The following is a 13810-nucleotide window of genomic DNA, read 5'->3' as shown; positions in this document are numbered from 1 at the left end:
GAGTCCTCCAGGGGATCGGGGCGGATGAGGGTGCGCGGTCAGAGCGCGGGAGCGCGGAGCGTCGCGGCGACCTGCGCCAGCGACTCGTCGTCGCCGACGTTGCCGGCGAAGACGATGTAGGGGATGCCCGTCGCGGGGCCCTCGACGGGCTCCCAGAGCGAGACCAGGCCGGGCAGCATCGGTCCGCGCACGATCGCGCGCCGGATGCCGAGGCCCTTCGAGGCGACGTCGCTCGAGGTGATGCCGCCCTTCGCGATGACGAAGCGCGGGCGGACGCGGTCGAGGACGCCCTGGACCACGGCGACGACGGCCGCGGAGACGCGCCGGGAGATGTCGAGGCTCTCCTGCGGGTCGTCGGTGCGGCGGAGCGAGCGGCTGGTGTGCACGGCGACGTCGCCCTCCGCGAGCGCCGCGACCGCCTCGTCGACGAGCTCGGCGAGATGCGCGGGGGCGCGGTCGGGGTCGACGGCGCGGTCGACGTCGAGCTCGAGGGTCGCGCGGAGCGAGCCGGTCGCCGCGAGCCGCTCGAGCTGACGCGAGGTGAGGCCGACGTGCGAGCCGACGACGACGAGGCCGCCGCGGGACCGATCGGCCGCGTCGGATCCGCTCGGAAACACCTCCTCGGCGGTGAGCGGCGGGTGCACCGCCTGGCCGATGCGCGCCCGGACGAACGGCGGCCCGACCCGGTAGAGCACGCGGAGGCCCGCCTCCTCCGCCTGCGCGAGCCCGAGGGCCAGCAGCCGGAGGTCGTCCTCGGTGACGGCGTCGACGACCACCGGCACGCCGCCGCGGAGCGGAGCCAGCACTGCCGCGACCGCCTCGGCGCCCGCGCGGATCGTGTCGAGGCCGAGCGCGACGACCCGGTCGGCGAGCCACCGGCCGTCGGTCTTCTCCTCGACCCACTCGCGCAGGTCGGAGTGCGCGTAGCCGAAGGTCGAGTCGCGGGCGAACTCGGTCGCGGCGACCGGCTGGAGCCCGTCCGCGCCGCGCATGTAGTGGACACCGCCGATCGTCACCCGGCCAGCATCGGGGAAGGCGGGCACAAGGAGGACGGCGTCGACCGCGCCGTCGAGGGCGGCGGTGATGGTGTCGGTCTCGAGCGGGAAGTGGCCGCGCAACGTCGAGTCGCCGCGGCTGACGAAGGCAACCGGAACGTCGAGGGAGCGGGCGGCGGCCAGCGCGCTCGCGACGATCTCGCGGTTGCGCTCGGCGGCGTCCTCGGGCGCGAGGCTCCGGGTGTTGCTGAGGACGTAGACGGCGGGCGCGCCGGTGGCGAGCGCCCAGCGGAGGTCCTCCTCCGCCCATCTGGTCAGCACCGGCAGGTCGGCGACGGACTGCGTGCCGGTCGGGTCGTCGTCCAGGACGACCAGCACCGGCGTGCGCTCCGTCCGCGTGGCGGCGACGGCGGCGGCCTCGACCGGCACCTGCGCGGGGTACTGCTGCAGCAGCGTCGTCTCCGAGATCACCGGTACTCCTTCGTCCTGAGGTATCAGATATCTTACAAGCAGACCGGCCTGTGGTGGAAGGGGCCGCCCTCCTCCGCAGAAGCCATCCCTCCCTTGCTGATCGAGTCGCCCGCGCAGCGGGCGCATCGAGATCCACCACCGTCTGCACGCCGGTCTGCAGACCACACTGCTGGCGGAGGGCGGGTCTCGATACGCCCCTCCGGGGCTAGTCGACCAGCATGCTCGCGCGTTTCGAGCGGCACCCGCTTCTGCTGATCGAGCAGTCCGCACAGCGCCCCCCTCATGCTGATCGAGTAGCCCGCGCAGCGGGCGTATCGAGATCCACCACCGCCAGCAGGCCGGCCGCCTACTCGGAGGAGTCGTCGCCGGAGAGCACGTAGCGCCGCAGGTCCTCGGCCGTCTGGGCGATGTGGTCGGCCATCGCCGCGCGGGAGGCGTCGGCGTCAGCAGCGCGGATCGCCTCGAGCACCGCGCGGTGCTTGACCAGGGCGTTCCGCTGGATCTGCACCAGCGCGGAGGTCTGCTCGCGCTTCGCCCGCATGACCTTCGCGAGCGGCGCGAAGACGGCGGCGACGAAGACGTTGCCTGTCGCGGCGAGGATCACGTCGTGGAAGGCGATGTCGGCGGCGACGAAGGCGGCCAGGTCGCCGGCCTCGTGCGCGGCGGTCATCCGCGCGAGCTCCTCCTCCAGCCGGGCGAGGTCGGCGTCGGAGCGGCGGACCGCGGCCAGCGCCGAGGCGCCGGTCTCGATCATCTCGCGGACCTCGATCAGGTGCAGCGACGCCTCGGCGGAGTCCGTGCCGGAGGCGGTGGCCCGCAGGATCGGCTCGAGGTCGCTCCAGCGCGCGACCGGATTGACCGTGCCGCGCTTGCCCCGGCGCGCATCGATGACGTTGAGGCCCTGGAGGCGGCCGAGGGCCTCGCGCATGGTCGCCCGGCTGACGTCGTGCGCGAGGGCCAGCTCGCCCTCGCTCGGCAGCTCGGAGCCGATCGGGATGCGGCCGGCGACGATCTCGTCGAGCAGCGCGTCCGCGACGGTCGCGACGAGGGACGGACGCGGCACGGGCCCCTCCTCGACTCCAGCACCGGCCGGGCGGCGGGCACCGGTTCAGGCTACCCGCGGTCGGGGCGGCGCCGCCGGAGGGCCAGAATGGATCTGCTCCGGCCGCCGATGCCCGCCGCACCCCGCCCCCTTCGAGCATCGGAGTCCCGTGACCGCACCCACCGTCCCCGTCTTCCTCGACTGCGACACCGGCATCGACGACTCGCTCGCCCTCGCCTACCTGCTGCGCTCGCCGCTCGCCGAGCTCGTCGGCATCAGCACCGTCAGCGGCAACACCGACGCGCGCCAGGCCGCCGTGAACAGCCTCGGCCTGCTCGCCCTCGCCGGCCGGACGGACATCCCCGTCGCGATCGGCGCGCACGACTTCCTCGAGGAGCCCTACTCCGGCGGGTCCCCGCACGTGCACGGCGAGAACGGCATCGGCGGCGTGCTCCTGCCGGCCGGCGCGGAGCCGGTCGACGAGGACCCCGCGGACCTGCTGCTGCGCCTCGCCCGCGAGCACGACGGCGAGCTGCGGCTGGTCGCGATCGGCCCGCTGACGAACCTCGCCCTCGCACTGCGCAAGCACCCGGAGCTGCCGTCGCTGCTGCACTCGGTCACCGTGATGGGCGGCGCCGGGCTCGCACCGGGCAACGTGACCGCGGTCGCGGAGGCGAACATCTGGCACGACCCGGCCGCGGCCGCCGAGGTCGTCGCCGCGGACTGGGATCTCACGCTCGTCCCGCTGGACGTGACGATGAAGCACCTGCTGGACGAGGAGCAGCGCGACGTCCTGATCCGCTCCGCCGACCCGCTGGCGTCCGCGATCGGGCACGCGCTCGACTACTACTTCGACTTCTACGTCGGCCACTTCGGCGACCGGACCGCCGCGCTGCACGACCCGATGGCTGCGGCGATCGCCGTCGGCGCCCTGGAGCTCACCTCGGCCCCGCGCGTCCCCGTCGAGGTCGACACCTCCTTCGGTCCCGGCCGCGGCCAGACCCTCCCCGACCTCCGCGGCCTCTACCGCGACGTGCACCCCGAGGGCGCCCGCACCCGCTTCGTCCTCACCCTCGCGGAGCCGTTCGCGCCTCACCTGATCGACGTGATCACGGGCGCCTGACCGCCCCTGCGCTCCATGCCGATCGAGTAGCGCACTCAGCGGGCGTCTCGAGATCCACCAGCACCCGAGGTCGAGTCTGCAGGCCTGCCGTGCGGACGACGGTGGGTCTCGCTACGCCTCTGCGGGGCTACTCGACCAGCAAAAAAGGCGGACCATCCCACGGACCGCGGACCTTCCTGCTGATCGAGTAGCGCGCACAGCGCGCGTATCGAGATCCACCAGCGCCAGAACGCGAGTCTGCAGACCCACCCAGCTGACGATGTCGGGTCTCGATACGCCCCTTCGGGGCTACTCGACCAGCATGAATGCGCCGACCGTCCTGCGTGCGGCGCTGCCGTCCCCAGGAGGAGCTCGTCGCGCAGCGACGGCCCTGCTCCCGAGTGCTCGTCGCGCAGCGACGGCCCTGCCGCAAAGGCTCGTCGCGCAGCGACGGCTGTGCTCGTGGGGCTCGTCGCGCAGCGACGGCCCCGCCCCCGTCAGCACCGATCTGCGGGTGCTGGTGGGTGTGATCGCAAGGCGGAGGAGTGGTGCGTGGCGGCGCCACGGACCGCGACGACAACGCCGCGAGCGCGCCCACCAGCGCCCGCAGATCACATGCCGGTGTCGAGGCCGGAGTAGGCGTGAAGCCCCTTGAAGAAGACGTTGACGACGCCGAAGTTGAACATGACGGCGGAGAAGCCGATGATCGCGAGCCAGGCGGAGGGGGTGCCGCGCCAGCCGCGGGTGGCGCGGGCGTGGATGTAGCCGGCGTAGATGGTCCAGATGATGAAGGTCCAGACCTCCTTGGTGTCCCAGCCCCAGTAGCGGCCCCACGCCTTCTCGGCCCAGACGGCGCCGGCGATGAGGGTGAAGGTCCAGAGGATGAAGCCGATGATCGTGACGCGGTAGGCGAGGTTCTCGAGGGTCAGCGAGCTGGGCAGGGTGCGCAGGAAGCGGAGGACCGAGGGGGCGCTCTCGCCGCTGGTCTCCCTCCGCGACTGGAGCAGCTGGGTGACGGAGAGCGCGAAGCCGAGCGCGAAGAAGGCGGTGCCGAGGATCGCGACGAGCACGTGGATGACGAGCCAGTAGGACTGCAGTGCCGGCGGCAGCGGGACGACGTCGACGTAGAAGTTGACGGTCGCGACGCCGAGGAGGACCAGCACGAGGCCGGTGATGAACGCGCCGAGGAAGCGGAGGTCCCAGCGCAGCTGGACGGCGAGGAAGACGCCGATGATGAGGACGGTCCCGGTGATCGAGAACTCGTACATGTTGGCCCACGGCACCCGGCCGGCGGCGATGCCGCGGAGCACGGTGGCGCCGAGGTGCAGGACGAAGGCGAGGAGCGTGAGCGAGAAGCCGATCCGCATCGCCTTCGAGCGGGACGGGGCGTTGTACACCTCGTCCTCGACACGGCTGCCGAGGCGGGAGAGCGTCGCGGTGCGTCCGTTGCCGCCGCCGGATCCGGAGGCGACGGTGGCCTTGCCGCTCGCCGCGCGGTCGGCGGCGGCGCTGGAGGCGACCCGCTCGGCCTCGCGCACGACCTCGATCGAGTCGCCGTCGGCGACCGACGAGCGCCGGGCCAGGTCGATGGCGAAGAAGATGAAGGCCAGGGCGTAGATGCCCATGGCGGAGTAGAGGCACAGCACGGAGTACTGCGAGAGGGTCTCGATCACCCCTCCAGGGTATGCGACACCGCCGTGAGGCGCCCCTGCACACATGCACAGGTTGGATCACTTGACCGCGGCCCCGGAGGAGTCCGGTACCGGCCGGCGTCGGGGCTACCCGCTGTCAAAGCCGTCCGGCGTCAGGGCCGGCCGGCCTCAGGGCTGGTCGAGCGGAGCGTGCCGGTCGGCGATCGTCCGGACCGCGCGGGTCAGCTGCGGGTCCTCGCCGCGGGCGAGCCCGGCGTACTCGAGCGTCAGCCCGCCGTCGGCCCCGCTCGTCGCCTTCACCCACACCCGGCGCCGCGGCACGAACAGCGAGGTGAGCAGCCCCGCGAGCACGAGGATCGCGAAGAGCAGCACCCAGCCCTGGGTCGCGTCGTGGTGGATGTCGAACGAGGCGAAGCGCTTGACGCTGTCCGTGCCGACGACGGAGGTGTCCGCTCCGACGTTGTCGAAGGTCACCGTGCCGAGGCCGTTGGGCAGCTCGGCGGAGTCGCCCGGCTTGAGCGTGATCGACGGCACCCCGGTCTGCCCACCGGTGAGGCGGGTCAGCGAGTCGGTGTTCAAGACGTAGACCGAGGTCGGCACGCCGCCGTCGAGGCCGAGGTCACCCTCGAAGACGTTGAGCGAGAGCACCGGGTACTGCAGGTCCGGGAAGATCGAGGTCGACGCTCCGGAGGCCAGCTCGTCCTGGGTCGGGTAGAAGAAGCCGGTGAGCCCCACCTGCTCGGCGAGGCCGTCGGTCACCTTGACGACGCCGACCGAGGTGAGGTTCGCGTCCTGCGGCAGGAACGGCACCGAGTCGGTGAAGATCGCCGTCCCCGAGGGGTCGCGCACCGTGATGGTCGGCGCGTAGCCGTTGCCGAGCAGGTAGACGTTGGTGCCGCCGACCGCGAGCGGGTCGTTGACCTTGATCGTCTCGTCGGAGGAGCCGCCGTCGCGCTGGGTGGTCGTCACGTGCGCCGTGAAGTCGACCGGCTGGCCGAGCGCCTGCTGGTTCTGCTCCTCGTACTGCACGTCGAGCGAGTCGAGGGTCAGCTGGTACGGGTCGAGCTGGCTGCTGTCGAAGAACCGGCCCGGGTTGAAGGAGTCGTAGCCGGCCAGGTTGTTGGCGAAGCCCTGCGAGCCCTCGACCAGCACGCGCTGGCCGCTGTAGCCGAAGCCGCCGCCGATGCCGACGGCCAGGAGGATGCCGACCAGGGCGGAGTGGAAGACGAGGTTGCCGGTCTCGCGGAGGTAGCCGCGCTCGGCCGAGACGCTCGACCAGCGGCCGCGCGGGTCGTCGTGGCGCTCGGTGCGGTAGCCCGCCCGGCGCAGGACGGCCTGCGCGGAGGCGATGGCCTCCTCCTCGCTCGCGCCCTCGACCTCGCGGACGGTGTAGCCGGCCAGACGCTGCAGGCGGGCGGGGGTGCGCGGCGGCCGCGAGCGCATCGCCTCGAAGTGGTGCTTCGTCCGCGGGATGATGCAGCCGATCAGCGAGACGAACAGCAGCAGGTAGATGCTCGAGAACCACGCCGAGGTGTAGGTGTCGAAGGCCTGGACCTTGTCGAGCAGCGGCGCGAGGTCCGGGTTGTCGACGAAGTACTGGGTGACGCCGTTGGGGTCGGAGGAGCGCTGCGGCACGAGCGAGCCCGGCACCGCCGCGATCGCGAGCAGCAGCAGGAGGAACAGCGCGGTGCGCATGCTGGTGAGCTGGCGCCACATCCAGCGGACCCACCCGGTGAAGCCGAGGGTCGGCTGCGTGATCGAGCCGTCGGAGTCGAAGTGGTCGGCGGGACGGAAGGACGCGTCCGCCTTCTGCTGGGTCGCGTCGGCGCCTGCCGAGGCGTCGGTGCTCGAGTCGGACTCGGTGCTCGAGCCGGACTCAGAGCGCGGGCTGGAAGCCATTGATCACCTCGAAGAGTGCTCCGTAGACGAGGGTGTTCCACAGGCCCGTGACCATCAGGACTCCGATCAGGACGAGGGCGACACCGCCGGCGATGTTGATGACGCGGATGTGGCGCTTCACGAACGCGAGGGTGGTGGTCACCCAGCTGAAGCCGAACGCCACCAGGAGGAAGGGGATGCCGAGGCCGAGGCAGTAGACGACCGTCAGCAGCGCGCCGCGCCAGGGCGAGCCGGCGCCGTAGCTCAGGGCGAGGATCGACGTCAGCGTCGGGCCGAGGCAGGGGGTCCAGCCGACGCCGAAGACGATGCCGAGCAGCGGGGCGCCGATCAGCCCGGTCGCCGGGCGGAAGCCGGGACGGATCGTGCGCTGCAGGACGGAGAGCTGGCCGATGAAGACCAGCCCCATCGCGATGACGAAGACGCCGAGCACGCGGGTGATGATGTCGGCGTAGGCGCGCAGCCAGAAGCCGATCGAGCCGGCGGCGACGCCGAAGAGCACGAAGACCAGCGAGAAGCCGAGCACGAACAGCAGCACGCCCAGCACGATGCGGCGGCGGCCCCGGGCGGCGCGCTCGTCGGCGTCGGTGAAGCCGCCGACGTAGGCGAGGTACCCCGGCACGAGCGGGAGCACGCAGGGCGACGCGAACGAGACGAGCCCGGCCAGCAGCGCGATCGGCACCGCGAGGAGGAGCTGGCCGCTGATGACGACCTCGCTCACCGCGCTACTCCGACTCCGCGAGCGTGTCGCTCACGAGCGTCGAAAGGATCGACGCCTCCTGCAGCTGGCCGAGGATGCGCGAGGCGACCCGGCCCTCCTTGTCGAGGACGATCGTGGTGGGCACCGCGTTCGGCGGGACGTCGCCGGTGAAGGCGAGCTGCACCGAGGAGTCGGTGTCGACGATGGAGGGGTAGCTGATGCCGTAGTCGGCGGCGAAGGAGGCGGCCGTCGGCGCCTGGTCGCGCACGTTCACGCCGACGAACGAGACGTCCTGGCCGGTGAACTCGCTGTTGACCTGCTCGAGGTCGGCCGCCTCGGCACGGCAGGGAGCGCAGCTGGCGTACCAGAAGTTGACGACGACGACCCTGCCCGCGAGATCGGCCGAGTCGATGGTCTCGCCGTTCTCGTCGGTCCCGGTGAACTCGATCGCCTCGCCCCGCTGGTCCACCGGGACCTCCGTGATCGTGCCGTCGCCGGAGATGAAGCCGTTGTTGGTGCCCTGCCGGTAGTCCTCGGCGAGCTTGTCGCGGGTGCAGCCGCTCAGCGCGAGGGCGCCGACGAGCACGAGCACGCCGAGCGCGCGGGTGCGGCGCATCAGACCGCTCCGACGTCGGTCGCGAGGCCCTGGAGGCCGGCCGCCGGGTCGGAGTAGCCGACCTCGACGAAGCGGTCGCCCCGGCGCTCGAAGGTGGTGATGCTCGAGAGCGCGCAGCGGCGCTTGCGCGGATCGTGGAAGAGCTTCTCCCCCGCGATCGCGCGGTGGGTCGTCCAGATCGGCAGCTGGTGGCTGACGAGCGCGGCGTCGCCGGAGGCCGTGCCCTGCCAGGCGGACTCGAGCGCGGCGTACATCCGCGCCGAGATGGAGAGGTAGGGCTCGCCCCAGCTGGGCTCGAAGGGGTTGCGGAGCAGCGGCCAGCTGCGCGGGTCCTTCAGCGCCGAGTTGCGGGCGGCGACGCGCTTGCCCTCGAAGCGGTTGGTCGGCTCGATCAGGCGCTCGTCGGTGACGATCTCGAGCTCGAATGCCTGCGAGATCGGCTGGGCAGACTCCTGGGTGCGCTGCAGCGGCGAGGCGAACAGCGCCGTGACGGGGCGGCGGCGCTCGAGCAGGTCGTCGGCGGCGGCGCGCGCCATCCGGTTGCCCAGGTCGGAGAGCCGGAAGTGCGGGAGTCGCCCGTAGAGGACCCGGTCGGGGTTGAAGACCTCGCCGTGCCGCACGAGATGGATCTGATCGGCAACCACGAGCGTCAAGTGTACGGAACGCCGCGTGGAGGAACGCCGGGAATAGGGACGGGCGATCCGCACCTGTGCCGCGCTCGGCTGCAGCGGGCGGTCAGCGCCGCGCGCTCACCGCCGCGGAGAGCCGCCGCACTAGGGAGCCGGGCAGGTGGCGGACCACACTGATCGGCACGCCGAACCGCCAGGAGGGAATCGAGACGACCGAGCCGCGCGCCACGTCGCGCAGGAACTCCTCGACCACCGCGTCCGCGTCCAGCCAGAGGAAGGAGGGGATCGAGGCGGTGTCCATCGCCGCGCGCTCGTGGAACTCGGTGCGCACCCAGCCCGGGCAGAGCGCCGCGGCCCGCACGCCCGTGCCGCGCAGCTCCACCGCCAGCGACTGGGTGAAGGCGGTCGCCCAGGCCTTGATCGCCGAGTACGGCCCGAGGTGCACGAAGCCGGCGACGCTCGACACGGTGAGGATCGCCCCGCGCCCTCGGCCGACCATCGCCTGCGCGGCGGCGCCGGAGAGCACGGACACGGAGCGGACCATCACCTCGAACGCCTCGTCCTGCGCCGCGACGTCGGGCTCGGCGAAGCTGCCGTCGATCCCGAAGCCGGCGTTGTTGACCAGCACCCGGACGGGCCGCTCGGGATCGACGAGCCGGACGCGCACCCGCTCGACGTCCTCACGGTCGGAGAGGTCGGCGGGCAGCACCTCGACGTGCGGGGCGCCGAGCGCGCGGAAGGCGGCGGCCGCCTCCTCGAGCCGGCCCCGGTCGCGGGCGACGAGGACGAGGTCGAAGCCCCGGCGGGCGAAGGCGCGCGCGAACGCGGCGCCGATGCCGGTGGACGCTCCGGTGATCAGTGCGGCGCTCATGCGGGCGACCCTACCGCGCCGCGGACCGCCGACCGGCCGGCACCGCGGCGCACGGCTCGCCCGCCGACAACCGCCCGTCCCGCATCGTCGCGACGCGGTCGAGTCGCGGGAGGTGTGCCTCCTCGTGCGTCACCAGGAGCGTCGCCGTGCCGCGCTCGCGGGTGAGGCGGACGATCAGGTCGACGATCGCCGCGCCGCGCTCGGTGTCCAGGGCGCTCGTCGGCTCGTCGACCAGCAGCACCGAGGGCGCGTTCATCAGCGCGCGGGCGATGTTCACCCGCTGCCGCTGACCGCCCGAGAGCTGCGCCGGGCGGGCGTGGGCGCGGTCCGCGAGGCCGACCTCCGCGAGCAGCTCGTCCGCCCGTGCCGACGCCGAGCTCCGCCGCTTGTCGCCGAGCCGGTCCATCACGAGCAGCTGCTCGCGGGCGGTCAGCGCGGGCAGCAGGTTGGCCTGCTGGAAGACGATGCCGATCCGGGAGCGGCGCAGCCGGGCCGCCCCCGCGCGGGACAGTCGCGACACGTCGTCGCCGTCGATCAGCACGCGGCCGGAGTCCGGGCGGATCAGCGTCGCCGCCAGGGCGAGCAGGCTGGACTTGCCGGAGCCGCTCGGGCCGGTCAGCCCGGTCACGGTGCCCGGCCGGCACTCGAGGTCGGCCCGGTCGACGGCGGTGAGGCGCGAGCCGCCGTCGTCGAAGGTGAGCGTGGCGTCCTGCAGTTCGATCATCGTGCGCTCCCGAGGGCGGTGAGGGGGTCGGTGGCGACCACGGCGCGCAGGGCCGCGGCGGCGCCGAGCAGCCCCAGCGCGATCATCAGGGCGGCCGGGGCCAGCGTGGTCACGGGACTGAGGAGGAAGGGCAGGGCGGAGCCGGCGAGGCTCCCGAGCCCGACCACCGCGAGCAGCCCCGCCCCCGTCCCGGCGATCAGCACGACGAGGGCCTGGCCGAGGGAGTCCCCGAGCAGCGAGCGCGTCGATGCGCCGAGGGCCTTCAGCACGGCGATGTCTCCGGAGCGCTGCATCGTCCAGACCGTGAAGAACGCGCCGACGACCAGCGCGGCGATCCCGAAGAGCATCGCGACCATCAGCAGCAGTGAGCCGATCTCGGACCGGAATGACCCGATCGCGGTGAGCGCGGCGAGCGGAGCGCGCGAGACCGTGCCGGTCGCCGCCTCCCCCGCCGCCCAGTCCGGCGAGCCGCGCACCGCGAGGACGGTCGCGTCGGCCGGTGTGCCGAGCGAGGCCGCGAGCGCCTGCCAGGCGTCGAGCGGCAGGCGGACCACGGGGGTGTGGCTGTACCAGTCGTCGCCGCCGATCGAGGAGACGACGGCGGAGGTGCCCGCGATGCTCACGGTGTCGCCGACTCCGACGCCGAGCGCTCTCGCCGCCGGGGCCGAGAGCGCGATGCCGCCCGGGTCGGCCGGGGCCCCGAGCGCCGCGTCGACCCCGAGGACGGCGACCGCGACGCGCGCTCCGCCCGCCTCCGCCCGGGCCTGCAGCACGCCGAGCGGCTCGACGGACGCGACGCCCGGCAGCGCCGCCCACTCCGCCTCCTGCTGCGCGCTGACCGAGGAGTCGGCGAACGAGGGCGCGTCGTCGCCGGCCGAGAAGACGAGGCGGTCGGCGGGGACGCCGAGCACCGCCGAGACGTTCTGCAGGGCCAGGCCGCCGGTCAGGCCGGAGAGGAACCCCACCAGCAGGGTGAGCAGCGCGACCACTGCGCCGATGAGCAGGAATCGGCCGCGTGCGGAACGCAGCTCGCGCCAGGCGACGAACACGGGGACCTCCAGGGAGTCGATGCCGCGGGGATCGGCGGCCCCTCCAGCCTGGAAGCGGCGCGGTTCCGGCGCATCGTGCGGTCGACCGGGGCCGCCGCCCGCTCTTCGTGGGACGGCCGCCTCCTCCTTTCGCACGATGACAGGCAGCCCCGCGGTGCGTAGCGTTCCCCCGTGCCGCACACTCCGCTCGCCCCCGTCCTGACGGGACTGCGCGCGGGACTGCACCTCCTGGTCGGCGGCCTGCTCGTCCTGGTCGCCGTGCGCACGCTCGTCGAGTCCGGCCCGCGCACCCCCGCGGTGCTCCTGCTCTGCCTCCTCCTGCTCGGCGCGTACCTCGCCGGGCCGCGCTGGACGGCCCGCTCGCGCCGCCGCGGGATGCTGTGGCTCGCGGGAGTGACCCTCGCCTGGGCCGCTCTCGTCCTGCTCGAGTCCGACGCCGCCTACCTCGCGTTCCCGCTGTTCTTCCTGGCGATGCACGTGCTGCCCCCGCGAGCGTCGATCGCCGCGGTGCTCGGGCTCACCGGCATCGCCGTCGCCGCCCTCGGCTGGGACGGCCGCTGGAGCATCGGCGGGGTCGTCGGCCCGGTGATCGCCGCCGGGATCGCGATCCTGATCGGCCTCGCCGCGCGCGCCCTCGCCCGGGAGGCGCGCGAGCGGGAGGAGCTGCACGCCGAGCTGCTCGCCACCCGCGACCGGCTCGGCGCGAGCGAGCGCGCGGCCGCCGTCGCCGAGGAGCGCTCGCGGCTGGCCCGCGAGATCCACGACACCGTCGCGCAGGGCCTGTCGAGCATCCAGATGCTGCTGCATGCGGCCGAGCGCGCGGACCCCGGGCGGCCGGGCATCGAGCACGTCCGTCTCGCCCGGGAGACGGCCGCGGCGGATCTGGACGAGACCCGGCGCTTCATCCGCGAGCTCGCGCCGCCCGCGCTCGACGACGAGAGCATCGACGGAGCGCTGCGGCGACTGGCCGCCACGCACTGGGAGCGCTCGGGAGTCGTCGTGACGGTCGACGCCGAGGACGGTCGCGCGCTGCCGATGCAGACGCAGACGGCGCTGCTCCGGCTCGCCCAGGGCGCGGTCGCGAACGCGCTGCAGCACTCGGGAGCGAGCACGGTCGCGCTGACGCTCCGCAGCGACGGGCGCACCGCCCGCCTCGAGATCGCGGACGACGGGACCGGCTTCGATCCCGAGGCGGACAGCCCCTCGGCGCGACCCGACTCCTTCGGCCTGCGCGCGATGCGCGAGCGCGCCGAGCAGCTCGGCGGGCGGCTGGACGTCGACTCCTCGCCGGCCGGGACGACGGTCCGCGCCGAGCTCCCCGCGGGAGGCGCCGCGTGATCCGCGTCCTCCTCGTCGACGACCACCCCATCGTCCGCGCGGGGCTGCGCGCGCTGATCGGCGCGGAAAACGGGCTGACCGTGGTCGGCGAGGCCGGCTCCCCCGCGGAGGCGATCGACGCCGCCGCCCGCCTGCACCCGGACGTGGTGCTGATGGACCTGCGCTTCGGCGCCGACCGCGAGACCGGTGTCGACGCGACGCGGGCGCTGCGCTCCTCCGCCGAGCCGCCCTCCGTCCTCGTCCTGACGACCTACGACACCGACGCGGACATCCTGGGCGCGGTGGAGGCCGGCGCGAGCGGCTACCTGCTCAAGGACGCGCCGCCGGAGGAGCTGCTCGCGGCGATCCGCGCGGCCGCCGCCGGCGAGAGCGCGCTCGCCCCCGCCGTCGCCGCGCGGCTGCTCGAGCGGCTCCGGTCCCCCGCCCCGCGGCTCAGCGCCCGCGAGACCGAGGTGCTCGCCCTCGTCGCCCAGGGCCTCAGCAACACCGAGGTCGCCGCCCGGCTGTTCGTGACCGAGACCACCGTCAAGTCGCACCTCGCGCACGTGTTCGCGAAGCTGGGCGTCGCCTCCCGCACGGCGGCCGTCTCGGCGGCCCGCCGCTCGGGGATCGTGCGCTGAGCTGTCCGCTCCAGGAGGCTTCCCGCGACACTCGCGGAGCGGTGATCCGTTGACACCGCCCTGCGCGGCTCCTTAGTGTGTGCTCAGATTGAAGCGCTTCAGGAC

The 13810-nt window shown here is 73.5% G+C and carries 13 protein-coding genes; 3 read left to right on the top strand and 10 right to left on the bottom strand.

Going from position 1 to position 13810, the window contains the following annotated elements; translation table 11 throughout:
• Positions 1 to 38: 38 nt before the first annotated feature.
• Both EDF36_RS09855 and EDF36_RS09850 read right to left on the bottom strand, forming a co-directional pair.
• Positions 39 to 1466, bottom strand: coding sequence for a four-carbon acid sugar kinase family protein (locus EDF36_RS09855; protein WP_260300652.1), 1428 nt, complete (start codon positions 1464 to 1466; stop codon positions 39 to 41).
• Between the two features lie 346 nt (positions 1467 to 1812).
• On the bottom strand, positions 1813 to 2529 hold the full coding sequence (locus EDF36_RS09850; protein WP_123732838.1) for a FadR/GntR family transcriptional regulator: 717 nt from the start codon (positions 2527 to 2529) through the stop codon (positions 1813 to 1815).
• Positions 2530 to 2677: 148 nt separating this feature from the next.
• Between EDF36_RS09850 and EDF36_RS09845 the strand changes: the two genes are divergently transcribed.
• Positions 2678 to 3631: a nucleoside hydrolase gene (locus EDF36_RS09845; RefSeq protein WP_123732837.1), complete on the top strand. Its 954-nt coding sequence runs from the start codon at positions 2678 to 2680 to the stop codon at positions 3629 to 3631.
• A gap of 590 nt (positions 3632 to 4221) precedes the next feature.
• Here EDF36_RS09845 and ccsB read toward each other — a convergent pair.
• The 8 genes from ccsB to EDF36_RS09805 all read right to left on the bottom strand — a co-directional run bounded on the left by ccsB (position 4222) and on the right by EDF36_RS09805 (position 11747).
• The gene (gene ccsB / locus EDF36_RS09840; protein WP_397459897.1) at positions 4222 to 5280 is read right to left on the bottom strand and encodes a c-type cytochrome biogenesis protein CcsB; all 1059 of its coding nucleotides are present in this window, start codon (positions 5278 to 5280) and stop codon (positions 4222 to 4224) included.
• A gap of 150 nt (positions 5281 to 5430) precedes the next feature.
• The gene (locus EDF36_RS09835) at positions 5431 to 7161 is read right to left on the bottom strand and encodes a cytochrome c biogenesis protein ResB (protein WP_123732836.1); all 1731 of its coding nucleotides are present in this window, start codon (positions 7159 to 7161) and stop codon (positions 5431 to 5433) included.
• Positions 7139 to 7879 carry a cytochrome c biogenesis CcdA family protein gene (locus EDF36_RS09830; RefSeq protein WP_123732835.1) on the bottom strand — a complete coding sequence of 247 codons (741 nt, stop codon included), beginning with the start codon at positions 7877 to 7879 and terminating at the stop codon, positions 7139 to 7141. Before EDF36_RS09830 ends, EDF36_RS09835 begins: the two co-directional genes overlap by 23 nt.
• A gap of 4 nt (positions 7880 to 7883) precedes the next feature.
• Entirely contained in the window at positions 7884 to 8474 is a 591-nt protein-coding gene (locus tag EDF36_RS09825; protein WP_123732834.1) for a TlpA disulfide reductase family protein, read from the bottom strand.
• On the bottom strand, positions 8474 to 9118 hold the full coding sequence (locus EDF36_RS09820) for a histidine phosphatase family protein (protein ID WP_123446605.1): 645 nt from the start codon (positions 9116 to 9118) through the stop codon (positions 8474 to 8476). Before EDF36_RS09820 ends, EDF36_RS09825 begins: the two co-directional genes overlap by 1 nt.
• 91 nt (positions 9119 to 9209) lie before the next feature.
• On the bottom strand, positions 9210 to 9974 hold the full coding sequence (locus tag EDF36_RS09815; protein ID WP_123732833.1) for an SDR family oxidoreductase: 765 nt from the start codon (positions 9972 to 9974) through the stop codon (positions 9210 to 9212).
• A gap of 10 nt (positions 9975 to 9984) precedes the next feature.
• On the bottom strand, positions 9985 to 10698 hold the full coding sequence (locus tag EDF36_RS09810; RefSeq protein ID WP_123732832.1) for an ABC transporter ATP-binding protein: 714 nt from the start codon (positions 10696 to 10698) through the stop codon (positions 9985 to 9987).
• Positions 10695 to 11747: an ABC transporter permease gene (locus EDF36_RS09805; RefSeq protein ID WP_123732831.1), complete on the bottom strand. Its 1053-nt coding sequence runs from the start codon at positions 11745 to 11747 to the stop codon at positions 10695 to 10697. The genes EDF36_RS09810 and EDF36_RS09805 overlap by 4 nt, the downstream gene beginning before the upstream one ends.
• 171 nt (positions 11748 to 11918) lie before the next feature.
• Between EDF36_RS09805 and EDF36_RS09800 the strand changes: the two genes are divergently transcribed.
• Both EDF36_RS09800 and EDF36_RS09795 read left to right on the top strand, forming a co-directional pair.
• On the top strand, positions 11919 to 13085 hold the full coding sequence (locus EDF36_RS09800) for a sensor histidine kinase (protein WP_123732830.1): 1167 nt from the start codon (positions 11919 to 11921) through the stop codon (positions 13083 to 13085).
• Complete coding sequence (locus tag EDF36_RS09795) at positions 13082 to 13705, top strand: response regulator transcription factor (RefSeq protein ID WP_123732829.1); 624 nt, start codon at positions 13082 to 13084, stop codon at positions 13703 to 13705. The genes EDF36_RS09800 and EDF36_RS09795 overlap by 4 nt, the downstream gene beginning before the upstream one ends.
• Positions 13706 to 13810 lie beyond the last annotated feature (105 nt).

This window comes from Rathayibacter sp. PhB152, from assembly GCF_003751395.1.
In the GTDB taxonomy this organism is placed as follows: Bacteria; Actinomycetota; Actinomycetes; order Actinomycetales; family Microbacteriaceae; genus Rathayibacter; species Rathayibacter festucae.
This window is presented reverse-complemented; position numbering and strand designations above follow the sequence as displayed.

What these genes read in the sequence shown, in the direction of transcription:
- EDF36_RS09835 (WP_123732836.1), bottom strand. Translation starts at nt 7,161, where the DNA reads ATGGCTTCCAGCCCGCGCTCTGAGTCCGGCTCGAGCACCGAGTCCGAC.
- EDF36_RS09825 (WP_123732834.1), bottom strand. Translation starts at nt 8,474, where the DNA reads ATGCGCCGCACCCGCGCGCTCGGCGTGCTCGTGCTCGTCGGCGCCCTC.
- EDF36_RS09815 (WP_123732833.1), bottom strand. Translation starts at nt 9,974, where the DNA reads ATGAGCGCCGCACTGATCACCGGAGCGTCCACCGGCATCGGCGCCGCG.
- EDF36_RS09810 (WP_123732832.1), bottom strand. Translation starts at nt 10,698, where the DNA reads ATGATCGAACTGCAGGACGCCACGCTCACCTTCGACGACGGCGGCTCG.